The following is a 21179-nucleotide window of genomic DNA, read 5'->3' as shown; positions in this document are numbered from 1 at the left end:
CCTCCGGGGTAAGCATTTCAACATCGACCCCCTGCGCCCGCTGCATCGCGATTATCTCCGCCATCTCCGCCGGGGACTGCGGCGCCAGGTAGCAAAATCCGTTTTTTACAAAGTCGATGGGAAACGCCATCTCCTCCTCAAAATGTTCCAGTTTCTGCGAGCAGTATTTCGTCATCCTGACGAGCTCCGCATCGGGATAGTGGTGACGGATCAGGCCCGCGGCGTGCCCCGTCGCGCCCGAGCCAACCCCCAGCTTTTCCAAAAGGACGATCCGCCTGACCCCGCGCCGCGCCAGGTGCCAGGCGATGCTGGTCCCGGTCGAACCCGCGCCGATGATGACGATGTCCGCCGTTGTTGTCATTCGCTTCACCTCTTTTTCGGTTGCACATTCCGGGCCGGCCCTATTCGCCGTCCGGATTGTAGATCGTCACCCGCTCGAACTCGTCCCACGCGTCGAGCGGCACCGTCGCGTCGATTCCCAGCTTAGCCGTGTGGATTCCGTGAACGTCCCTGCCAAAGCCGACCGCATTGGGCACAACCATGACTCCTCGTTCGGCGCGCAGCCGGGTGGAAAGCGCCCACCAGATGTCGGCCGGATCGAAAACATCGACGTCGTGGTCGACGATCACGCAGTTCTTGAGAAACTTAAAGCTGCCGAACGCTGCCATCAGGGCATTTTTCGCCTCGTTCTCAATCTGCTTCCTGATCGAGATCGCCCCCGTAAGGTAGTTTTTGCAGACCATGAGGTTGATTGCGCGCACATCGACGTTGTTGCCCCTGAGCACCCGGTAGAGCTGAGCCTCGCGGGGGGTTCCGAGCAGGGTCACATCGTCGGTCGAACCCGCGCGGATGACCTGGATCATCGGATCCTTCCGCATCGTGACAGCGTTGATGTGGAAGATGTGGTTTTTCATCACGGGAATATAAAACTCCATAAAGTCGCCGAACGGGCCCTCGTCCTCCAGTTCGCCGGGGTTGATCTGGCCCTCAAGGACGATTTCCGCGTAGGCGGGCACCTCGAGGTCGACCGTCCTGCATTTGACCAGCTCGACCGGTTCCCGACGCAGACCGCCCGAGATGTCCAGTTCGTCGACGTCGCGCGCCGGCCCGCAGGCCGCCGCCAGCAGATCGAGCGGATGGCTACCGATCACGACTGCGATCTCCAGCGGTTGGTTTTTCGCGACTGCCTTCCGGTAATAGGATTCCAGGTCCTGCGTCGGAGACATTCGGAACCCCGTCTTGCGAGGGCCTTTGAGCTGCATCCGGTTGAAGGAGAGGTTGCGTACCCCCGTCTCGGGATCCTTCGCGATCACCATGCCGCCGGTGATATATCGGCCCGCGTCCTTCGCGCAGTGGACAATAAAGGGGAACCTCTCGACATCCACCTCGTCCCCCGTGAGCACGACCTCCTGCACCGGACCCTCGTCTACCATCACCGGTTTAATGGGATGGTCGTATCGGTCAGCGAACTCCCGCATGACCTCCTCTCGGGAACAGCCGAACACCGAGGCGAGGAACTCCCGGCGGCCAAAAATGTTGTTGACTACGGAATACCGATACCCCTCGATGTTCTCGATCAGTACCGTCTTCCCCTTCTTTTCCTGTGCGGCCATGATGGACGGAATCGAGGAGAGTCCGACTGGCGTTTCGATCCGGTCGAGGTTCCCCTGCCCTTCCAGCATGGCGAGATACTCCCTAAGGTCTTTGATCATCTTCCGACCTCCGTGTCCGTCATTTTTCGTTCCCTGCAATAAAAAGACTGCTTTCAAACAGCCGCACGGCCCATCCACAGGCCGCGGCCATATACGTGAGAGCAACCGTCCCGGCAAGGTGTTTTAAAGTTCCGACCCCATGGGGCGGCTGTTTTGGTAGCACTGCATAAACCGATAACCGTTGCTTCCCCCGAGCTCTCCCGTCACAGCGTCGATGGCGCGCGTCACGTGACCCTCCGGAGTCTCGAGGTGTACTGCCCAATAGGGCTTGTAGACAAATTGGATCGCCTCTACCCGGATCTCGAGCGCACGGCTGCACCAGAAGACACCCTTTACCGAGAAGGACGCGTTTTCGCGCAGCGCCTCCATGCCCTTTTGCAGCGCCTCCTCCACGGGGATACGCACGGGAAACCGCGCTCCTTCCCGGATGTTTTCCTCCTGCATGTCAGCATTGGGGAGAAGCCCCGGCGTCGCGGCATAGTAGCCGCTGACCGCCTCGATACCGAAGCAGGTGCAACGGATCAGCGGGGGACGGAACCGGCGGGGCTTCGTCCCCCGCACCCGAATCAGGTAATAGGGGACGTAACAGAGCTCATATCGGAATTCCCCGTCGGATGCATGCGGTCTTTTCCTCTCCGCCATTGCTGCGATGAGCCTGTCCAGCTTCGCCTTGTCAAAGCCGATCCGTGCATATACCGGCGGGCCGTATTCCAGCCCGGGGGCGCCTTCCCTTACATCTGTGAAAAGGCATTCCATAGGCCGTCCACCTCTGCGTGGTCCTGGCGTCCTCCCTGGGTGGCGAGACTGACGACGATGAAGAGCACCGGAGCGAGAATCACGCCCAAAAAAAGTGCCGGGATGCCCGGTTCCCCGATGACCGTCCAGAGAGGCACAAGGATCGCGCCGACCACCATCGAGGCGAGCGCGCCCTGCTTGGTGGATTTCTTCCAGAAAATGCAGCCGAGCATCGGCATCAGGAAGGTCAGGACGATCATGCTGAACGCAAAGATAATGATCCAGAAAATTGCGGCGGGCGGCTTGAGGGCGATCGCCATCGGGATAACGACCATCAGGAAGACCGCCAGACGGTCGTAAAACATCGGCCGCTTCTCATAGACCTTGGGGGCCAGCATGTTGAAGATGTCCTGGCTGAGCGCCGAGGCGGTGACCAGCATCAGGCTGCCGACCGTCGACATGATCGCCGAGAGCACTGCGGCGAGAAAAAGCCCCGCCAGTGCGGGCGGCATGATCGCCGACACGAGGGTCGGGATGACGCTGTCGGGATTGGAAACCGGCGGAATGATCTCATGCGCCATCCATGCGGACGGCATGAGTCCCCACATCAGCACGACCGAAAAGATCGAACAGATGATGAGCGCGACCCGGGCCACGTTTCGATTCTTCATGCTGAAGAGGGTAACCGTCTGCTGCGGCAGCGCAATGCCGATCGATAGCGAAATGATCAGCATGACAACGATCGTCGACATGGGGATCGCCCCGCCCCCCGTAATCGTCAGCATGTCGGGATTTACGCCCGACAGGATGGCGTTGAACTTCTCGGGAAGGCCGGCAAGCGTAAATTCTCCGAAGCAGGCCACATTGGCGAAACAGAACACGATGACCGCACCAAACATCATCAGGATGCCCTGGATGCAGTTGGCCCACAGGGTGGCGACATAGCCGCCGAAAAAGCTGTAGATTCCCACGACGGCGACACCGATCAGCACGCCTGGGATATAGTCGATTTTCAGGACGCTGGAGAAGACCTCGCCCATCGCCTTGAGCTGTGCCACAACACTGCCCGTCAGGCCGACGAGGATCGCCAGCGATGCCAGCATCCGCACGTATTGGGAGTGATACCGCTTCTCCAGAAGTTGAGGAACGGTAAGGACATCGTAGTGGTCACAGCAAACCTTCGTCCGCTGCCCAAATACGCGGAAGGAGAAGAAATATCCCAGCGGCCCCAAAAAGCCCTGGATCAGTCCGGGATATCCGATGGAATACCCCATGCCCGGCGTACCCAGCATCATCGCGCCGCTTTCAAAAGTTGAAGCGAAGCGAAATGCGGTCAGCACCGGGCCGGTTTCCTTGTTGCCCAGGAAATACCCGCTCGAGGTCTTGACCCGGCGGCTCGACCAGATTCCGATTCCGATCAGTACAATAAAATAAGCCGCAATGATTGCAATCACCATACATTTGTCCCTCCCTTTCGTTCTGTCCTCCGGATTACTCTCCTACTCCTTTACTCCTTTACTCCTTGTGGTCCCGGGAATCCCTTTTGCCGCTCAGCGTCCAGATAATTCCGTAGATCAGCACCAGGACAAAGGACCCCCAAGGCAGCACATAGAAGAACAGGAAGCTGTTCAGCGGCATGCCCCACACCATTTAATTCACCTCCTCCCATTCCAATCCAACCGCCGCAACCACCTTACCGCTGTGCACCATCGGGTTTTCCAGTACCCCGATCAGGCAGAGGTCCTGCGGCGCGACCATCCGTTCCAGCTCGTTTCCCATGAAATCCACGATCCGCGCGAACACGGTCCCGGCTTTGACGATCTCCCCCGGTTTGCAGCAGGGTATGGCCAGGCCGCCCCGGCGGCTGCAGGGGAAGTCGCGTTTTGTAACGATCTTCTGTCCGTGAAACCGCTTCGGCTCCCCGTCGAGCATGTTGAAGAGCCGCATGACGCTCAGGATCCCGTCTGTCACGCGGGTGACATTTTCCCAATGTACTCGGTTACCCGCGCCCATTTCAACCATAACGGCGGGGATACCGTTGAGCGTACACTGCACATCAAGCGCGCCGAGCAGCGAACCGGGCAACTCCCCCTTAGCGCTCGAGAGCTCGACGCGGCAGTTGAATTCCGCGCCCATGAGCAGCGCCATGTTTTTTGCATCTTCGTTGATCTGCGGATCAACCCCCGCTGCCGCCTTATAGACCGTATAGGGAACGGCGTCCACTCCACCGAGTGCGTGCAGATCAATCAGATAATCCGGGCGGGCTGCCCTGAGTTCCTTAAAAAAGTGGTAGGCCATCTGTTCCGAGAGCCAACCGTTCTCCCTGCCCGGGAATTGCTGATCGAGGTCCAACTGGTCCTCCGGGGTAAATTTATTACAGCCGCGCAGCGCCAGCGGGTTGCAGCCCGGCGTCGCAACGACGGTCCCCCGCAGGGCCGCGACGTCGAGCCGGGAAAATAGCCGATGAATAGCGAAGATGCCCGAAATTTCCTCCCCGTGCACCCCTGCGTTGATCCACAGCAGCGGACCGTCCCGTTTTCCATGGGCAATCATCACCGGTACCCTGACCTCCGCGCCGTCCGCGAGCCACGCGGTGTGGAGGTATCCTTGGGCGACGGCCCCCCGCTCCGCCTGCGCCGTTCCGATCTTCATTGCGAAAACCCCTTTCATATTTATTTAGATACTTAACTATATTTTCAATTTCATGTTACGAGTTTGCCACAATCTTGTCAACAAGAAAAGTAAAATTTCATGATTATCAACAATATAATCTCATTTTATTGCCTCATACTAACGATACATTTGTCAGCAAAACACAAAAAACAACGAGGTTCGAAGAAATTAACCTTCGAACCTCGTTGTCCGTGATCCTGAACTATAATTCTATTCGCAACGAAGTTAGTATAATTGCTTAATAATCTTTTGTTAACTCTTTCTTTAGACCGTCCGCCTTATCCACTTTTTTGGCGCGCCATTCCTTCTTAAGCAACTGGGTATAACGGTCAATCACCTTGTAAAAGGTCTCGATCTCCTCCGAGGTGCAGGATTGGCGCAGATACTGCAGCGTCTCCGTGATGGAAATCGTGCTGTGCAGCTTGTGAGCCATACTCAGCTGCTTTCCCTCCTCCGTTGCGTAAAGATGGACCGTCTTGGCATCCTCCCCTTCCTTGCGGCGCTCGATATAGCCCTTGGCCTCTAGCTTTTTGACCGTTTGGCAAATCGCGCTCGGCGTACGGTTCCAGTACTGTGCGAGCTGTGTCACCGTCGTTCCCGGCCGCTCCGCAATATCCGTGAGGGTGTGCACCTCTACCATATTGATTGGCTGTCCGGTGCCATAGTCCCTCGGAAAATGGAGGATGTCGTGATAGACTGTCACAAATCGATAGACCTTTTTGGCTTTATCATTAAGTTGATGAAAAATATCGTCGATATTTTGCTGGCCGCGTGCTTCCGTCATGTTTTCCTCTCCTGCCCCTGTAAAATCGTCCGGTTTTGTATTATTATCGCACAAATCAGCGGCTCAATCAAGCCCAGTGTGGAATATATTGGAATATATATTATTTAGGTTCTTTGTTATTATTTATGGCGCCAAATTCAATTTTTTCAGTCCGCCCCTCCAACGGAAAACGAAAGGTAAGCCGGACCCGCTGATGTTTGACCCGACCCTGTTCCGTCTTTTCATAGCATCCCTGGCCGATCTCAATATGGTCGATCAACTTCCATAACAACCCTTCCGTCAGTTCCGGAAAATCCAGCAATGCGTTCGCCCGTTCCAAAGGACCGCGTCCGCCGGTAGGATCGGGGGACGCAGGTCTCTCCGCCCGGGCAATCCGCGCGGCGATTTCGCGCCCTTTTGTCTCGAACCGGGCGAGGAGTCTCCGGAAACGCCCCTCGTTAATCCGGCCTTCCGCCCGGTCAAGATAGAGCTTCCCAATGATATCGTCCAGCCGCGCCTCCTGTGCCCGAAGTGCATCCCTCTCCCGTGCCCGCGCGCCCTCCCCCTCCGGTACGAACACCTCCGTAAGCTCCTCCAGCAACCGTCGGCGCTCCTCACCCCCGAGGCACGCCGCTTCCCGTAAGCCCTCTTGCACAAGTCGGTAAAGCGACTCGTAGGCGATGAAGTGGTTGGTACAGGCGCCTTTTCCGTTCCCTTTATACCCGCCACAGGCGAGATCCGCCTCTCCTTCTCTGCGGCGGGTACCGACCGTCGACATCCCTTTCCCGCAGTCGGCGCAGCGGGCGAGCCCGGAGAAAAGGTTTCGGAATTCACCCCGTCCAGTGTAGGTACGCCCGCTCAGGCGCCGCCCCACCCGCTCAAATTCCTCCTGTCCGACGAGCGGCGCATGGGTGTCTTTAACCACCACCCATTCTGCTTTGGGGTTGCGCACGGTGACGCCACTTTTAAAGGATAGCCGGGTTGTTTTGCCCTGCGCCATATGTCCGAGATAGACGACGTTTCGGACGATCCTTGCCACCGAGGCTGCCGTCCACTCCCGTTGCGGGAATGGAGCCTCCCCTCCGCGGTCGAGTAGCCGCTGCACGGCGGGCGGGGGGATCCCCTCCCCGCTGAGCTCCCGGGCAATCCAGGAAGGTGTCCACCCCTCCGCCGCCATGCGGAAAATCCGCTGTACAACAGGAGCTGTCTGCCCGTGCGGGATCAGGTGATGGCGGTCGGCTGGGTCCTTTCGGTAGCCGTAGGGCGCAAAATTCCCGATGAACGCTCCGCTTTGCATCCGCGCGGCGAAGGCGCTGCGAATTTTCCGTGAAGTGTCGCGCGCGTACATCTCGTTGATCACGTTGCGGAACGGCGCGATATCGCTGTCCGGATTCTCCGAATCGTATCCGTCGTTGACCGCAATGTAACGAACCCGCCTTGACGGGAAGTAGATTTCGGTGTACCGGCCCGTCTCAATATAGTCGCGCCCCAGCCTGGAGAGGTCCTTGGTGAGGACGAGATTCACCCGTCCCGCCTCGATATCCTCCAACATCCGCTTGAAGGCGGGTCGGTCAAAATTGGTTCCGCTCCACCCGTCGTCCACATATTCGCCATAGACGGGGAAGTCCCTCTCACGCGCATAACGGGTCAGTATTTCACGCTGCGAGACAATGCTGGCACTGTCGCCCGCCCCCTCGTCGTCCCGCGAGAGGCGCAGATAGAGCGCCGCCGCGTAGGAGGACGACTCCTTTCCGTTCATTCCGTGCCGCCGCTGTGGGGCGGATTTTCCCGAAGCTCCCGCACCAGCAGTTCCCGAAGCAGCTCCCGCAACGGAGGTCCCTCCGGCGTACCGCGAAGCTCTACTGTATAGACCGTTCTCCGTCCCGCTTTCGCTTCCTTTTCCTCCATGGCATACACCCCCTGCAACATGTGTATGCTGCGGCCGCCTGTCCGCTTGCCGGCGAAAAGCAGCGCGCCCTGTCCCACATACGGGCGTTCCCCGCATACGCTTCCCCCGCCATGCACATGGTCAGCGCCTGCTTGCCGCACGCGTGGCAGCGTTTGAAGCCGCGGTCGAGGTTGAAGGCGATGCGTGGCAGGTAGCCGGAGTCCTCCAGGAGGGTAAAAAGCGGGAAAAAGATCGCCATCGGGGGCAGCATGACGGAAACGACCCATGCAAGTACCCTGTAGACCCCTTCGACCAGCAGGCTGTTTACCCAGACGGGCGCACCAAGCCAGACGAAAAATTCCGTCAGGCGGTCCTGCACCCAGAAGAGGGCGTCCGCCAGCAGCTGCGAGGGATAGTTTGCACCGGTGATTGTCAGCCAGAAGACGACGGCGAGCATCAGGAGCATCAACGGGATGCCAGTGGCGCGGCTGGTAAGGATGCGGTCGAGGCGGCGGTCCCGGTCGTTGTAGCCCTCCTTGCGGAAAGTCACGACGTCCGAACAGGTTTCCTCGGCGTGCAGGACGATGGAGGAAACGATGATGTCCCGCAGCTTTTCGACGGAAATCTCCTGTCCCGCCAGTAAGGCGCGCGCCCGCTGCAGCGCGGACGCGACGCCGTCGTTGGCGAGAAGGCTGCATTTCTTGCAGCTTCCCAGCGCGTCGATCAGCTGGGTATCGTCCGCAAGCAGCTTGAGGGAAATCCAGCGGGCGGGAATTCCGCCCGTGCAGAGCGGTTCCACGGCGGGTGCCAGCAGCGCGAGCGCGTCCTCCACCGCCTGCGGATACCGCAGCCGAACCGGCTCGCAGCGGTCGCTCTCCACCACCCGCCCCACAGCGTCCATCAGCTCGTCGAGCCCTTCCCGGCTGCGCGCGCTGGTGCCCACGACCGGTACGCCGAGGTTCTCCGAGAGCTTCGCGAAGTTGATCTCGATGTGTTTTTTCCGCGCCTCGTCCATCAGGTTCACGCAGACGACGACGCGGTCGGTGATCTCCAGCGTCTGGAGGACAAGGTTCATGTTGCGTTCGAGGCAGGTCGCGTCGCACACGACCACCACCGCGTCGGGGTCTCCGAAGCAGATGAAGTCCCGCGCGACCTCCTCCTCCACCGAATGCGCCATCAGCGAATAAGTACCCGGGATGTCCACCATGACGTACTCGCGGCCCTTGTGGGTATAGCGCCCCTGTGCGTTCGTGACCGTTTTGCCCGGCCAGTTGCCGGTATGCTGGTTGAGCCCGGTCAGCTCATTAAAAACCGTGCTTTTGCCTACATTCGGATTGCCCGCCAGCGCGATGACCCGTTCGCCCGCGTTCCTTTCAATGACAAAGCCGCTGTCGACCGCACGTTTTCCCGTGGAACCGGATGTTAAGCCCACTGAAATCTCCCCCTATGTCGTCGTTTTTAATTGCAGCGCACCAGTATGTTTTGGGAATCCTCCGAGCGCAGCGCGATAACCGCTCCGCGAATGTAATAGGCGACCGGGTCCCCGGCCGGGCTCTTTTGCAGGCACTCGACGTCGGTTCCCTCAATCAGCCCGATGTCCTGCAACCTCCGCCGCATGTTCCCGGTGGTAAACAGGTCGATGACCCGTGCGACGCGCCCTTCCGGCACGCGGTTTAAAGGGATCATATCTTGGTTCATGGTTTCTTCTCCAAATCTATCTGAATTTCGGGGGCTTTGTGGATTGCCCCCTATTAGCCTATTCCCATCGGTGTGTGAGCGTTCCTCATTTTTCACCCGGCCTTCCCGCTTGCCGGCCGGCCGTTTTTCTGGTAGTATGAAAAAGAAAACGGCTCCGGAGGTCTGTATGATGAACGATTCGAACGGTAAATCTCCCATCATCCCACGTGGTGCCGCCGTCCTGCTGGTGATCCTTGCCACGCCGGCCGCCATATATTTTGTTTTCATACTGGCTCTCGTTGCCGGCTTCCCCATCCTCTTCGCCCTGCTGCCGCTGGCCCTCGCCATTTTGGGCGTCATCCTGATCCTGCTGCGGCCGGGAAAGGCCCGCCGGCGGACGGCGGTGCTCCTGGCTGTCGTCTGCGTTCTGGCCGCCGGCAGCCTGGGCGTCAAAATCGGTCTGGACGCCTACGACCGGCACCTGACGGTCGAAGACGGCGCGCCCTTTGACACGGCCGACTACCTGCCCTTTGAGCCCGATTCCAAAATCGCGCGGCTGGACGGCCCGGCAAGCCTGCGGCTCTCCGACCCGCTTCCAGTGGTGGACGGCGCGACCGCCCTCTTCCCCGTCTATTCCGCTTTCGTAAACGCCGTCTACCCGTCCGACATCCCGCCGATCAACGGGGACGGGGGCCCCTTTTGCTATCACAACACGATCGGCGGCTACGCCCGGCTCGCCCAAGGGGAGATCGACGTGATGTTCGGCGCGTACCCATCGGAGGAACAGATCGAAGAGGCCCGCGCGGCGGGGCGCGATCTTCAGTTCACCCCCATCGGCCGGGAGGGATTCGTCTTTTTCGTCAACCGCAAAAACCCGGTCGACAATCTCACCTCGGAACAGATCCGGAAAATCTATTCCGGCGAGATCACCAACTGGAAGGAGGTCGGCGGACACGACGAATCCATTCTCGCCTTCCAGCGCAACGAGGGCAGCGGCAGCCAGAGCGCGCTTATCCGCTTCATGGGGGACATGCCGCTGATGTCCCCGCCCACCGAGCAGATCGTGAGCATGATGGTCGGGATCATCGAGCGCGCCTCCGACTACCGCAACCACAAAAACGCGATCGGCTTTTCCTTCCGCTACTATGCCGACCAGCTGGTCGGCAACAAGGGCATCAAGCTGCTGGCGGTGGACGGGGTCGCGCCCACGGTGGAGAACATCCGGGCGGGCCGCTACCCTCTGACGAGCGAGTTCTACGCCGTCACCACCCAAAGCGCCGGGCAGACCGACGCGCTGCTCGAATGGATTCTCTCCCCCGAGGGACAGGAGCTGATCGAACGGACCGGCTACGCCGGGATCCGGCCATAGAAAAGAGGCCCCGCCGGGAATCCCGGCGGGGCCTCTTCCTTTTCCTATTCGAGCCGCAGCGGCCCGGACGGACCGTCCAGCGGAACGCGTTCGTCGGCGCGCAGGATCCCCGTCTCGCGGTCCATCTCAAGCATGTTCTTCCAGAACCGCTTGTACATGTGGGTCATCCGGCATTTGGGGTTATAGCGCCCCTCGATGCCGATGCGGTCGTAATACCGCCGCCAGAGGGCGCGGAACTTCCGTTCCTCCGCGTCCGCGGCGGGCAGCGTCAGCTCACCGACCGGGCGCACCACCCACTCGTAGGGGCGGTAGAAGAGCGCGAAGCCGTGCGTCTTGTCGAAGATCATGAACTGCTCCTCGGGAAAGCGGTCGGTAAAGTGGGGCGCGAGGCTCTCTAGGATGAGCGCCTTCGGTTCGATGACCGAGACGAGCGCGCCTCCATAGTCGGCAAAGCGCAGGAACTCCTTCATCAGGTGCGCCTCGTTTCGCTGGAACCGCACGAGCTTGAAAAACGCCCCCACGTCCGGGTCCGCGAGGTTGTCCATGACGCGCGGCCCGTGGGCGTAGAGGGCGCGGATAAACCGGTAGGCGCGGTATTCCCGCCCCTCCATGCAGGAGCACCAGCCATCGCGCACCCACGCGGCCGCCTCCCCGTCCAGCTTCAAAAGCGAGCGCCACACCCGCGCGGCGTGGGCCTCGTCGGAGAGGACCGCGCGCGAGGGATAGAGGGTGGGCGTGCCCTCGGGCAGGATGTCGAAGGGCGTTTCACGGCGGGTATAGCTCTCGTAGACGCAGCAGAGCGCCCCCTCCAGGCTCTCCTCGCAGAGGTAGACTAAATCTGTCCGGTCAGGCACTGCACCACGTCCTCCCTGGTTGGATTGCGGTCGAAGAGCGAAAGCTGCTCGGGCGCCTCCTCCGGCAGCCGCGCCCGCTCGTAGTCCCGCTCGGAGATGAGCGCGCGAAGCACCGCGTCGGGGGTGACGACGAGCCCCTCCGCCATCTTCCCCGAGCAGAGCAGGAAATACTGCGCCCTTTTCAGCACCACGCCGATGCGCCTGAGCCCCTCGAAGGTGAGCGCGCACGACCTTCGCGCCGCCAAAATCCGCTTGGCGCTCTTGACGCCGATGCCCGGAACCCGCAGCAGCATCTCATAGGGGGCGCGGTTCACCTCGACCGGGAACTGGTCCATGTGGTTGATCGCCCAGTTGCATTTGGGGTCGACAAGCGGGTTGAAGCTCTGGTGCCCCTCGTCGAGCAGCTCGGACGCGTCGAAGCCGTAGAAGCGCAGCAGCCAGTCGGCCTGGTAGAGCCGGTGCTCCCGCAGGAGCGGCGGCCGGGTGTCGAGGGCGGGCAGCAGCGCGTCCTCCTGCACCGGCATGTACGCCGAGAAGAACACCCGCTTGAGCCCGAATTTTTTGTAGAGGCCCTGCGTCAGCCGCAGGATCTGGAAGTCGCTGTCGGGCGTCGCGCCGATGATCATCTGGGTGCTCTGGCCCGCGGGCGCGAATTTGGGCGCGTGCCGGCAGCGCACAAGGTCGGAGGCGTTCTCCGCGATGCCCGTCCGGATGAGCCCCATCGGCCGCAGGATATCCGTCTTCGACTTGTCGGGCGCGAGCTTTACGAGGCTCTGCTGGCTCGGCAGCTCGATGTTGACGCTCATGCGGTCGGCCAGCAGGCCGAGCCGCGCGATCAGCCGGTCGTCCGCCCCGGGAATCGCCTTGGCGTGGATATAGCCGCCGAAGCGGTATTCGTTCCGCAGGATTTCCAGCGCCTGGATCATCCGCTCACAGGTGTAATCGGGATTTTTGAGGATGCCCGACGAGAGGAAGAGCCCCTCGATATAGTTGCGGCGGTAGAACTGGATCGTCAGTTCGGCCAGCTCGCGCGGGGTGAACGCCGTGCGGCGCACGTCGTTCGAGCGGCGGTTGACGCAGTATTTGCAGTCGTAGACGCAGGAGTTGGTCATCAGCACCTTTAAGAGCGAGATGCACCGGCCGTCGGAGGCGAAGCTGTGGCAGATGCCCGCGCTGACGCAGCTCCCGATGCCGCCCTTCTCTCCCCTGCGGTCGACGCCCGACGAGGTGCAGGCCGCGTCATACTTGGCGGCGTCCGAAAGAATTTCCAGTTTTTCCATCAGGTCCATGTGGGTAATCCTCCGAAGAACATATGTTCTACACCTATTTTACCCCACGCCGGGCCAAAAGTCAACACGCCAAATTTAACCGTTCCGTCCCGCCGCTACTCGCCGTACTCATACGCGATCCGCGGGCTGCCGTCCTCCACATAAATGATCCCGCGCCGCGCAAAGCCGTGCTTTTCGATCAGATGGCGCATCGTGCCGTTCTTTTCATGTGTGTCGATGCGCAGGCGCTCCATCCGTCCCCTGCAAAATTCCACGCACTGGGCAAAGACGCCCCTTCCGTCGCTGGCGACCCGATGGATCGTCCCATAGGGCCCGTCATGCTCCCACGCGCCGTTTTCCATCTCCGCGTAGGTCGGCTCCTCCCCCAGCGTCAGCACGAATACGCCGTGGACCTCCCCGTTTTCCGTGACGACATAGAGCTGTCCGCTCCTGAGATCCTCCTCGAGCAGCTCCCGCTGCGGGTAGCCGTTTCCCCACTGCGCCGGGTTGCCGTTTTCCGCCATATACCGCCGGGCCGCCGCGTAGATTTCCTGAATCCTGCCGAGCTCGTCCGGTTTTGCGGGCCGCACCATCCTACCGCCTCCTCTTTCGCTGCCAGTTGTATTTTACCGCAAAAGGGCCTTTCGGCGCAAGCGGCTGGAAATGCGGAAGGGTTTGTGATATTCTAGGAAAGTACGGCAACCCTATCAATATCCCAACAAAAGGAGCCTGGACATGAAACATTATCCGCTGAATGAAGAACAGTTCCTCGCCGACCTGCGCGGACTGCTGCAGATCAAAAGCGTCAACGGCGGCTGCGGCCCCGTCACCGACGACGCGCCGCTCGGCAGGGGCGTCAACGACGCGCTCGAATACATGCTGGCGCTCGGCCGGAAATTCGGCTTCCGCACCAAAAACCTCGACGGCTACTGCGGCTGGATCGAGATGGGCGAGGGAAGCCGGCTCGTCGGCATCATCGCCCACGTGGACACCGTCCCCGTCGAGGAGGACGGCTGGCTCGCCCCTCCCTTCGACGGCACCGTGATCGACGGCCGCCTCTACGGGCGCGGCGCCTGCGACGACAAGGGCCCCGCCATGACCGCCCTCTACGCGATGAAGGCGGTCGCGGACAGCGGCCTCGCGCCCGGCAAGCGGGTGCGCCTCATCCTCGGCGGCGACGAGGAGGCGGGCGACTGGCGGTGCATGGCCCGCTACCACAAAACCGAGGAGGCCCCTGACTGCGCCTTCACCCCCGACTCCGAATACCCCGTCACCTACGCGGAAAAGGGCATCCTGCACGTCCGCCTCTTCCGCGCGCTCGACGAGGGTGTGAAGCCCCTTGAGATCTCCTGCCCGAACGCCTACAACGTCGTGCCCGCCCACGCGGAAGCGGAGGCCGGCGGCGTCCATTACGAGGCGGCGGGCAGGGCGTCCCACGCGATGGCCCCCCATCTCGGCGTCAACGCTCTTGTGAAGCTCTGCGACGAGCTGCGCGCCAAGGGGATCGACCATCCCTTCCTCCGGCTTATGGAAAACGCGGGCCCCGAAAAATTCGGCGTCGCATTTTCCGACGAGCCTTCGGGCAGACTAACGGTGAATCCCTCGATCGCCAAGGTGGACGCCCGTTCCGCGGAGCTCAAATGCGACATCCGCGTGCCGGTGACCTTCACCGACGCGCAGGTGGTGGAGGCGCTCGCAAAGGCCGTCGCGCCGTTCGGCTTCTCGGTGGAGAACGAGTTCTTCCAGCCCCCCCTCTACGTGGAGAAGGACTCCCCCCTTGTGACCACCCTGCAGGCGGTCTACAAGGAATGCACCGGCCGGGACGACCCGCCCGTCTCGACGGGCGGCGGCACCTACGCGCGCGCCTTCAAGAACGCGGTGGCGTTCGGCGCGCTCTTCCCCGGCGAGGAGGTCACCTACCACAAGACCAATGAAAACTGGGCGCTCGAGTCGATCTGGAAAAACCACCAGATCCTCGCGAACGCGATCGAGGCGCTGTAAGGCTGTCTTCCCCTTCCTGACTGTGTACGGCGGGGCGGACGGCCCCGTTCCCCCCTGCGTTTTCGCGGGGGCGTATCCAATCAGGAAGGGGTTTTTTCATGGAAGAAAAACCGGATTTCAAACCCTTTGTGCCCGCCGACCGGGTCGCGCCCGAGTTCACCGTCGTCTCGCTGCTGCTCGGCTGCCTGCTGGCGGTGCTCTTCGGCGGCGCGAACGCCTATCTCGGGCTGCGCGTCGGCATGACCGTGTCCGCCTCGATCCCCGCGGCGGTCATCTCGATGGGAATCATCCGCGTGCTGCTGCGGCGGGATTCCATCCTTGAAAACAACATGGTCCAGACGATCGGCTCGGCGGGCGAATCGGTCGCCGCCGGCGCGATCTTTACCCTGCCCGCCATGTTCATGTGGATGAAGGAGTGGGGCGGCAGCGCGCCCTCCCTCGTGGAAATCTCGATGATCGCGCTGTGCGGCGGCGTGCTCGGCGTGCTCTTCATGGTGCCGCTGCGCAAGGCGCTCATCGTCCGGGAGCACGGCGTGCTCCCCTATCCCGAGGGCACCGCCTGCGCCGAGGTCCTGCTCGCGGGCGAGCAGGGCGGCTCCAAGGCGGGCACCGTCTTCGCCGGGCTGGGCCTCGCCGCGCTCTACAAATTCATCGCGGACGGGCTCAAGCTCTTCCCCAGCGAGGTGCACTATGAGATCGGCGGCTACCGCGGGTCGGGCGTCGGGGTCGACGTGCTGCCCGCGCTGCTCGGCGTCGGCTACATCTGCGGGCCGCGGATCGCCTCCTATATGATGGCGGGCGGCGTTGTAAGCTGGCTCGTGCTCATGCCCCTCATCGCCCTCTTCGGCGGGGGCGCCCTGCTCTTCCCCGGGCTCAAGCCGATCTCCGAAATGGCGTCCACCGACATCTGGAACAGCTATATCAAGTATATCGGCGCGGGGGCGGTCGCCGCGGGCGGCATCCTCAGCCTCGTCAAGTCCCTGCCGCTCATCGCGCGCACCTTCGGGCAGGCGGTCAAGGGCTACGGCGGCGGAAAGGGCACCGGCCTGCGCACCGACCGCGACCTGCCGATGGGAATCATCGGCGCGCTCGTGCTCGCCACCATCGTCTTCATCTGGCTCTTCCCGCCCATTCCCGTCACGCTGCTCGGCGCGGTGTGCATCGCGGTGTTCGGGTTCTTCTTCGCGACCGTCTCCTCCAGGCTGGTGGGGCTTGTCGGCTCGAGCAACAACCCCGTCTCGGGCATGGCGATCGCCACGCTGCTCTTCTGCACGATGCTCCTCAAATCCACCGGCAGCGCCGGACAGGGCGGCATGATGGGCGCGATCGCGATCGGCTCGGTCATCTGCATCATCGCCGCGATCGCGGGAGACACCTCCCAGGACCTCAAGACCGGCTATATCCTCGGCGCAACGCCGCGCAAGCAGCAGCTCGGCGAGCTGGTGGGCGTGGCCGCCGCCGCGATCGCGATCGGCGGCGTGCTCTACCTGCTCGATATGGCATGGGGCTACGGCTCCACCGAGCTGCCCGCCCCCCAGGCGATGCTCATGAAGATGGTCGTCGAGGGAGTCATGGAGGGGAATCTCCCCTGGACCCTCGTCTTCGCGGGCGCGGGCATCGGCGTCGCCGCCGAAATCCTGCGCATCCCCGTGCTCCCCTTCGCGGTGGGCATCTACCTGCCCATCCATCTCTCCGTCCCGATCATGACGGGCGGGCTCGTCCGCCTGTGGTTTGAAAAACGCCGGTGCCGCTCCGAAGAGGCGCGGAAGGACACGATCGAACGCGGCGTCCTCTACACCTCCGGCATGATCGCGGGCGAAGGGCTCATCGGCATCCTGCTGGCCGTCTTCGCCATCATCCCGGTCGGGAAGGACGCCGCCGGCGAATCGGTCAGCCTGGGCGGCGCCATCGACCTCTCCCGCCTGACGTCCGGGCTCGGCGGTTGGGCGGCCCTGCTCTCCCTCGCGGCCTTCGGCCTGCTCATCCTCTCCCTGCTGGGCGCGGCCCTCCGCAACCGCCATGACGGGGCGTGAACGCCGCTCCCGCAACTATCTCGACCTCGTGCCGCTGCGCGACCCCGGGCTGCCCTGGAGGGAGCGGGAGCCGGGGCTCGTCACGCTGACCGCCGCGCACCGGGGGCTTTTTAACCGCATGGCGCAGCGGTGCTTCGGGCGGCCCGCGGCAAGCAGGATCGACCTCGACCGGCAGGGCAGCTTCGTGTGGCTCCAGATCGACGGCATTCGCCCGGTCGGGGAGATCGGCGTGCTGCTGGAAGCGCGGTTCGGGGAGGAGGCCGCACCGCTCTACCCGCGCCTCGTGCGGTTTATCGAGCTGCTGCGGGAATACCGGTTCATCCGCTGGCGGACAAACGCATAAAAAGGAAGGGCGCGGCCGTGGCCGCGCCCTTCCTTTTTATGCCGTCTCCCGGCGCTTTCGGCGCTGGATGTTGTTGAGAATCCGCACGCAGGCGGAGACGAGTAGGATGCCGATTGCCAGCGCTCCCGCGATGCCCAGCGTGTGGATTCCGGTGTTCATGAAGTTCATCATGTCGCCGTTGATGCAGTATTCCATCGTGTAGTAGATGCCGCCGCCCGGCACCAGCGGAATCAGCCCCACGATGAGGTAGACGGTGGCGGGGGATTTCTGGAGGCGCGCCATGATCTCGGAATAGGCGGCGACCGCGAGAATCGCGGCGAACGACTGGGTGATGTCGTTCTGGAGCCAGCCGCAGAGCAGGTAGACGCACCATCCGACCGCGCCGCCGAGCGACGCGAGCAGGAGCATCCGCTTGCGCATGCGGATGTTGAAGACCAGACAGTAGCCGACGCACCCCATGAAGGAGTAGAGGCAGGGCAGAAACAGTTCCATCAAAATTTCCTCCCTACAGCATCCGCGCGACGGTCAGCGCGGCGCCCGCGCCGAGCGCCATCGCCGCGGCGGTGAGCAGCGCCTCGGTGAGGCGGGCCTGTCCGGCAAGGTAGTCCCCCGCCATGATATCCCGCATCGCATTGGTGATCGCCACGCCCGGGACGAGGTTCATGAGCACGCCGATGACCATCTTGTCGATGTTCCGCCCCAGTCCCAGCCCCACGGCGGCCACCGCGAGCATCATCGTGACGCCGCTGGCGATGATGTTGACGAAGACGGCGTTAGCCTTCCAGCGCTCGAGCGCGAACACGACGAAGAACACCGCCAGCCCGATGACGGCCGCGCAGCCCGCGTCCGCGAGCGTCCCACCGAAAAACAGGGCGAACGCAAACGCGATCAGCACATACCCCGCGCACCGCCGCGCGGGCGGGGAACCGCCCAGCCGGCGGATCGCCTCCAGCTCGCCGTACGCCTCCTCCAGCGGGACCTCCCCCCGGCAGATGCGCCGGCAGAGGGCGTTTAAGAGATCGATTCGGTCGAGGTTGGTGCCGCGCGCATAGATGCGGCGGGTCTTGCTGACCGTGCTGCCGTCCCCGAGCGTGATCGACACGATGATGCAGGTCGGCACCGCGAAGACGTTCGCCTCCCGCGCCCCGTAGGCGCGCACCAGCCGGTAGACCGATTCCTCCACGCGGTAGGTCTCCGCGCCGCTCTCGAGCAGCTCGCTGCCCACGTCCGCCGAGACGTGCAAAAGTTCGTTGTAGTCCAAGGCCCTTCCCCTTCCGTACCGAACTGCAAAATCCCGTAACAGTATACCATAGTTCCCCCGCGCAGACAATGGCGCGGCGAAAAAGAGGTCCCGCACAGCGGGACCTCTTTTTTATATAACTAGATGATATTCGTGACCTGCCCTCCCCATCCCACTGATATTGAAAAACGAAAATTATCGATTTTCTTGGAAGAAATGTAAAATTTCTGTCACAAATTAGATTAATTTCTATTCTGTTACTGGCGTGAGATTACCGAGTGCTATATTTTGGGTGTTACCAATACCAAAAGCTGGGTGTTTTGTAAGTGAGACAAACCCCGCGGAAATAACAGGAAGGGTGTGGGCAAAAAATGAGCGATTCTGCGGGGATGCCGACGACCCCGGCTTCGTTCCTCATTCAGGTGCAGTTCCGGCAGAACGCCACCTGGCAGGGCAGTATCCAGTGGCTCGACCAGAAAAAGACCCAGCGGTTCCGAAGCACGCTGGAACTCATACAACTGATGGACAGCGCGCTCGACGCGCAGGCCCCGGGCGAAGAGGTTCTCGCGGGCTGGAACGACGCCGACGCCGGAACCATTCCGGCGCGGATACAGGAGGAGAAGTAAGATGCGCAACATGAAGAAACTTTTGGCAGCCCTCATCGCGGCCCTACTCGTGCTCACGCTCGTGCCGGTGAGCGCGCTGGCGGCCAATAAAACTTGGACAATAAATTTCAGAGTTTTTATTCTGGACGATTCTTTGAATACAGGTTATACTTATGCATCCGGAACTTATTCTAAGGATTATAGCGTTTCATCCAATGTAAACAACTGGATTGAAGCTCCTTCTTTTAACACCGTAAAAAATCAAATTCAATTCAACGACAACGGCTACCAGTTTATAGGGATTACTTGGTCGCAGACTCCCGGTAAAAATACACTGCCAAATATCGAATCAAATAATAAGTTTAAGACTTTCTCAGGTACTTACGTAACGAGTAATGGATATACGGTTTATTATATGGTGAAAAAACAGGTAACTTATCGTATTACTTACGATAAAAACTGTTCGGATTTCACTGTTACTGGTATGCCGTCTGCTCAGTCTGGAAGTACGACCAGCTCTTCCATCACGCTCAGCGGCAATAAACCCGCTCGTGACGGGTATGAATTTTTGGGTTGGTCGATTTCCTCCGGTAGCACCAACACCGTAGACTATGCATCCGGCGCTTCCTATACCCTGAGCAATAACGCTTACCCGACGTTCTATGCGGTATGGCAGAAGGAAACTCCGCAGACTTATCAGCTAACCGTCGAAACCTACGTGGATAATGCGAAGGTCGGCGGCGGCACGGGCGGCGGTAGCCATGCAAGCGGGAAGTCCGTCTCGATTGCTCCCGCCAGCTTCACCAAGGACCCGGCGTACAATTATACCTTCACCGGATGGACCGGCGGCACCGGACAATTTGGCAACGCCAAATCGGAATCCACCACCTATACCACCGGTGCGGCCGCCGCGACCATCAAGGCAAACTATCATGCGGAGAAAAAGCCAGACACCCCTGCGACTGCCAATCTGACGGTCAAAACCTATGTGAATAATCGTTATACCGGGAATTCCTCAACTTATGGGCCGTACGATGTATCTTCTCCCGCCGGATATCGGTTCGACTCTCTGCCCGCAGTAAATAAAGACAGTTTTGACTACGAGAATTATGACTATAAATTCCAAACGTTGGAATGGGAAAGTGGGAACGGACATCTCGGAGGGAAACTGGAAAATTCGCCCATTTTGATTAATGGGGATTCCATTGTTGGGGCTTACTACACCGCAACTCCGAAACAGTCGCCCGTTGAAACCTATACCGTCACCTTCGACAGCAACGGTGGCTCTGATGTGGATTCCATCAATGATGTGACCTCGGGCGGCACAGTCTCGAAACCGGCCGACCCCACCAGAGAGGGCTTCGACTTCGACGGTTGGTACACGGACGACGGTACCTTCCAAAACAAATGGAACTTCGGTTCCGATACCGTCACCGAAAGCATCACCCTCCACGCCAAGTGGACGGAAAAGGGCGTCACCCCGCCGGAGCCGGGCGACAACGTGATCAACCTTGTCTATACCTTCTCGGACGGCAAGGCTGATATCACGTCCACCATGGACGCACCCTCCGTTGCCGGCCCGGTCGACCTGTCCGATGCGATCGACAGCTTCAGCGGCTATCGCTTTGACAGCTTCTCCGTCTCCTCCGAACCCAGGGAAGCCGCGCACAACATGATCAGCCTGATGTCCGCGGAGACCGTCGCGGAGGAAGCGCCCGACGCCTCCCTCCAGCAGGAGATCGACGCGCTCAAAGCCGCGCTGATCAGGGACGGCGTCTATGCCGACATCGACGAAATCAACGACGATTTGGAGGACTACCGCGATCTCGCCGAACAAATCGACGAGCTCAACGCCAAACTCAAAAAACTGCGCAGTCAGGACAGCGAAGAAGAAGATGCTACCGAAGATTTGAAGGACCTCGAAGATCAGCAGGACCCCGACGACCAGCAGGACCCCGACGATCAGACGGACCCCGATGATCAGCAGGACCCCGATGATCAGACGGACCCCGACGATC

At 61.0% G+C, this 21179-nt stretch carries 20 protein-coding genes and 1 pseudogene; 6 read left to right on the top strand and 15 right to left on the bottom strand.

Annotated elements, in window-relative coordinates; genetic code table 11:
* From RDM88_RS05795 to RDM88_RS05750, 10 genes and pseudogenes are all read right to left on the bottom strand, one after another.
* On the bottom strand, positions 1 to 361 hold a 361-nt coding region (locus RDM88_RS05795), incomplete at its 3' end, for an FAD-dependent oxidoreductase (RefSeq protein WP_308753922.1).
* A 40-nt stretch (positions 362 to 401) separates the two neighbouring features.
* The gene (locus tag RDM88_RS05790; RefSeq protein ID WP_308753921.1) at positions 402 to 1712 is read right to left on the bottom strand and encodes a UbiD family decarboxylase; all 1311 of its coding nucleotides are present in this window, start codon (positions 1710 to 1712) and stop codon (positions 402 to 404) included.
* A gap of 123 nt (positions 1713 to 1835) precedes the next feature.
* Complete coding sequence (locus RDM88_RS05785) at positions 1836 to 2468, bottom strand: hypothetical protein (protein ID WP_308753920.1); 633 nt, start codon at positions 2466 to 2468, stop codon at positions 1836 to 1838.
* Positions 2444 to 3904, bottom strand: coding sequence for a hypothetical protein (locus tag RDM88_RS05780; RefSeq protein ID WP_308753919.1), 1461 nt, complete (start codon positions 3902 to 3904; stop codon positions 2444 to 2446). Before RDM88_RS05780 ends, RDM88_RS05785 begins: the two co-directional genes overlap by 25 nt.
* Positions 3905 to 3962: 58 nt before the next feature.
* Complete coding sequence (locus RDM88_RS05775; protein ID WP_308753918.1) at positions 3963 to 4097, bottom strand: hypothetical protein; 135 nt, start codon at positions 4095 to 4097, stop codon at positions 3963 to 3965.
* Positions 4098 to 5099: a succinylglutamate desuccinylase/aspartoacylase family protein gene (locus RDM88_RS05770; RefSeq protein ID WP_308753917.1), complete on the bottom strand. Its 1002-nt coding sequence runs from the start codon at positions 5097 to 5099 to the stop codon at positions 4098 to 4100.
* 259 nt (positions 5100 to 5358) lie between these two features.
* Complete coding sequence (locus RDM88_RS05765) at positions 5359 to 5904, bottom strand: MarR family transcriptional regulator (protein ID WP_308753916.1); 546 nt, start codon at positions 5902 to 5904, stop codon at positions 5359 to 5361.
* A gap of 100 nt (positions 5905 to 6004) precedes the next feature.
* Complete coding sequence (locus RDM88_RS05760; RefSeq protein ID WP_308753915.1) at positions 6005 to 7642, bottom strand: recombinase family protein; 1638 nt, start codon at positions 7640 to 7642, stop codon at positions 6005 to 6007.
* Positions 7643 to 7901: 259 nt separating this feature from the next.
* A pseudogene (locus RDM88_RS05755) lies at positions 7902 to 9203 on the bottom strand (FeoB small GTPase domain-containing protein); the annotation flags it as partial.
* A 26-nt stretch (positions 9204 to 9229) separates the two neighbouring features.
* The gene (locus RDM88_RS05750) at positions 9230 to 9469 is read right to left on the bottom strand and encodes a FeoA family protein (protein ID WP_101550434.1); all 240 of its coding nucleotides are present in this window, start codon (positions 9467 to 9469) and stop codon (positions 9230 to 9232) included.
* Between the two features lie 169 nt (positions 9470 to 9638).
* Here RDM88_RS05750 and RDM88_RS05745 point away from each other — a divergent pair, with 169 nt between their 5' ends.
* Positions 9639 to 10817, top strand: a complete 1179-nt coding sequence (locus RDM88_RS05745) for a substrate-binding domain-containing protein (RefSeq protein ID WP_308753914.1) — start codon at positions 9639 to 9641, stop codon at positions 10815 to 10817.
* A 44-nt stretch (positions 10818 to 10861) separates the two neighbouring features.
* Here the strand turns inward: RDM88_RS05745 and RDM88_RS05740 are convergent, their stop codons facing one another.
* From RDM88_RS05740 to RDM88_RS05730, 3 genes are all read right to left on the bottom strand, one after another.
* Entirely contained in the window at positions 10862 to 11671 is an 810-nt protein-coding gene (locus RDM88_RS05740) for a TIGR03915 family putative DNA repair protein (protein WP_308753913.1), read from the bottom strand.
* The gene (locus RDM88_RS05735; protein WP_308753912.1) at positions 11650 to 12960 is read right to left on the bottom strand and encodes a putative DNA modification/repair radical SAM protein; all 1311 of its coding nucleotides are present in this window, start codon (positions 12958 to 12960) and stop codon (positions 11650 to 11652) included. Before RDM88_RS05735 ends, RDM88_RS05740 begins: the two co-directional genes overlap by 22 nt.
* Before the next feature lie 95 nt (positions 12961 to 13055).
* Positions 13056 to 13532, bottom strand: a complete 477-nt coding sequence (locus RDM88_RS05730; protein WP_308753911.1) for an N-acetyltransferase — start codon at positions 13530 to 13532, stop codon at positions 13056 to 13058.
* Positions 13533 to 13674: 142 nt separating this feature from the next.
* Between RDM88_RS05730 and RDM88_RS05725 the strand changes: the two genes are divergently transcribed.
* From RDM88_RS05725 to RDM88_RS05715, 3 genes are all read left to right on the top strand, one after another.
* Positions 13675 to 14940 (top strand): Sapep family Mn(2+)-dependent dipeptidase, encoded by a 1266-nt coding sequence (locus RDM88_RS05725; protein ID WP_308753910.1) that lies wholly within the window; start codon positions 13675 to 13677, stop codon positions 14938 to 14940.
* 98 nt (positions 14941 to 15038) lie between these two features.
* On the top strand, positions 15039 to 16973 hold the full coding sequence (locus tag RDM88_RS05720; protein WP_308753909.1) for an OPT family oligopeptide transporter: 1935 nt from the start codon (positions 15039 to 15041) through the stop codon (positions 16971 to 16973).
* The gene (locus RDM88_RS05715) at positions 16960 to 17316 is read left to right on the top strand and encodes a PqqD family protein (protein ID WP_308753908.1); all 357 of its coding nucleotides are present in this window, start codon (positions 16960 to 16962) and stop codon (positions 17314 to 17316) included. The genes RDM88_RS05720 and RDM88_RS05715 overlap by 14 nt, the downstream gene beginning before the upstream one ends.
* A gap of 36 nt (positions 17317 to 17352) precedes the next feature.
* Here RDM88_RS05715 and RDM88_RS05710 read toward each other — a convergent pair whose 3' ends face one another.
* Both RDM88_RS05710 and RDM88_RS05705 read right to left on the bottom strand, forming a co-directional pair.
* A complete protein-coding gene (locus RDM88_RS05710; protein WP_308753907.1) occupies positions 17353 to 17808 on the bottom strand; it encodes a threonine/serine exporter family protein in 456 nt (151 codons plus the stop codon).
* 13 nt (positions 17809 to 17821) lie between these two features.
* Positions 17822 to 18577, bottom strand: coding sequence for a threonine/serine exporter family protein (locus RDM88_RS05705; RefSeq protein ID WP_308753906.1), 756 nt, complete (start codon positions 18575 to 18577; stop codon positions 17822 to 17824).
* Positions 18578 to 18927: 350 nt separating this feature from the next.
* Here RDM88_RS05705 and RDM88_RS05700 point away from each other — a divergent pair, with 350 nt between their 5' ends.
* Together RDM88_RS05700 and RDM88_RS05695 are read left to right on the top strand one after the other, a co-directional pair.
* Positions 18928 to 19182, top strand: a complete 255-nt coding sequence (locus tag RDM88_RS05700) for a hypothetical protein (protein ID WP_308753905.1) — start codon at positions 18928 to 18930, stop codon at positions 19180 to 19182.
* A gap of 1 nt (position 19183) precedes the next feature.
* The coding region (locus RDM88_RS05695) for an InlB B-repeat-containing protein (RefSeq protein ID WP_308753904.1) at positions 19184 to 21179 on the top strand (1996 nt) is incomplete at its 3' end.

Origin of the sequence: uncultured Anaerotruncus sp. (assembly GCF_902490045.1) — a bacterium.
In the GTDB taxonomy this organism is placed as follows: Bacteria; Bacillota; Clostridia; order Oscillospirales; family Ruminococcaceae; genus Anaerotruncus.
This window is presented reverse-complemented; position numbering and strand designations above follow the sequence as displayed.

Bases quoted from the DNA above. Each gene is read 5' to 3' on its own strand.
- RDM88_RS05715 (WP_308753908.1), top strand. From the start codon at position 16,960: ATGACGGGGCGTGAACGCCGCTCCCGCAACTATCTCGACCTCGTGCCG.
- RDM88_RS05735 (WP_308753912.1), bottom strand. From the start codon at position 12,960: ATGGACCTGATGGAAAAACTGGAAATTCTTTCGGACGCCGCCAAGTAT.
- RDM88_RS05750 (WP_101550434.1), bottom strand. From the start codon at position 9,469: ATGAACCAAGATATGATCCCTTTAAACCGCGTGCCGGAAGGGCGCGTC.
- RDM88_RS05730 (WP_308753911.1), bottom strand. From the start codon at position 13,532: ATGGTGCGGCCCGCAAAACCGGACGAGCTCGGCAGGATTCAGGAAATC.
- RDM88_RS05700 (WP_308753905.1), top strand. From the start codon at position 18,928: ATGAGCGATTCTGCGGGGATGCCGACGACCCCGGCTTCGTTCCTCATT.
- RDM88_RS05725 (WP_308753910.1), top strand. From the start codon at position 13,675: ATGAAACATTATCCGCTGAATGAAGAACAGTTCCTCGCCGACCTGCGC.
- RDM88_RS05720 (WP_308753909.1), top strand. From the start codon at position 15,039: ATGGAAGAAAAACCGGATTTCAAACCCTTTGTGCCCGCCGACCGGGTC.
- RDM88_RS05710 (WP_308753907.1), bottom strand. From the start codon at position 17,808: ATGGAACTGTTTCTGCCCTGCCTCTACTCCTTCATGGGGTGCGTCGGC.
- RDM88_RS05760 (WP_308753915.1), bottom strand. From the start codon at position 7,642: ATGAACGGAAAGGAGTCGTCCTCCTACGCGGCGGCGCTCTATCTGCGC.
- RDM88_RS05770 (WP_308753917.1), bottom strand. From the start codon at position 5,099: ATGAAGATCGGAACGGCGCAGGCGGAGCGGGGGGCCGTCGCCCAAGGA.
- RDM88_RS05765 (WP_308753916.1), bottom strand. From the start codon at position 5,904: ATGACGGAAGCACGCGGCCAGCAAAATATCGACGATATTTTTCATCAA.
- RDM88_RS05780 (WP_308753919.1), bottom strand. From the start codon at position 3,904: ATGGTGATTGCAATCATTGCGGCTTATTTTATTGTACTGATCGGAATC.
- RDM88_RS05745 (WP_308753914.1), top strand. From the start codon at position 9,639: ATGAACGATTCGAACGGTAAATCTCCCATCATCCCACGTGGTGCCGCC.
- RDM88_RS05775 (WP_308753918.1), bottom strand. From the start codon at position 4,097: ATGGTGTGGGGCATGCCGCTGAACAGCTTCCTGTTCTTCTATGTGCTG.
- RDM88_RS05785 (WP_308753920.1), bottom strand. From the start codon at position 2,468: ATGGAATGCCTTTTCACAGATGTAAGGGAAGGCGCCCCCGGGCTGGAA.
- RDM88_RS05790 (WP_308753921.1), bottom strand. From the start codon at position 1,712: ATGATCAAAGACCTTAGGGAGTATCTCGCCATGCTGGAAGGGCAGGGG.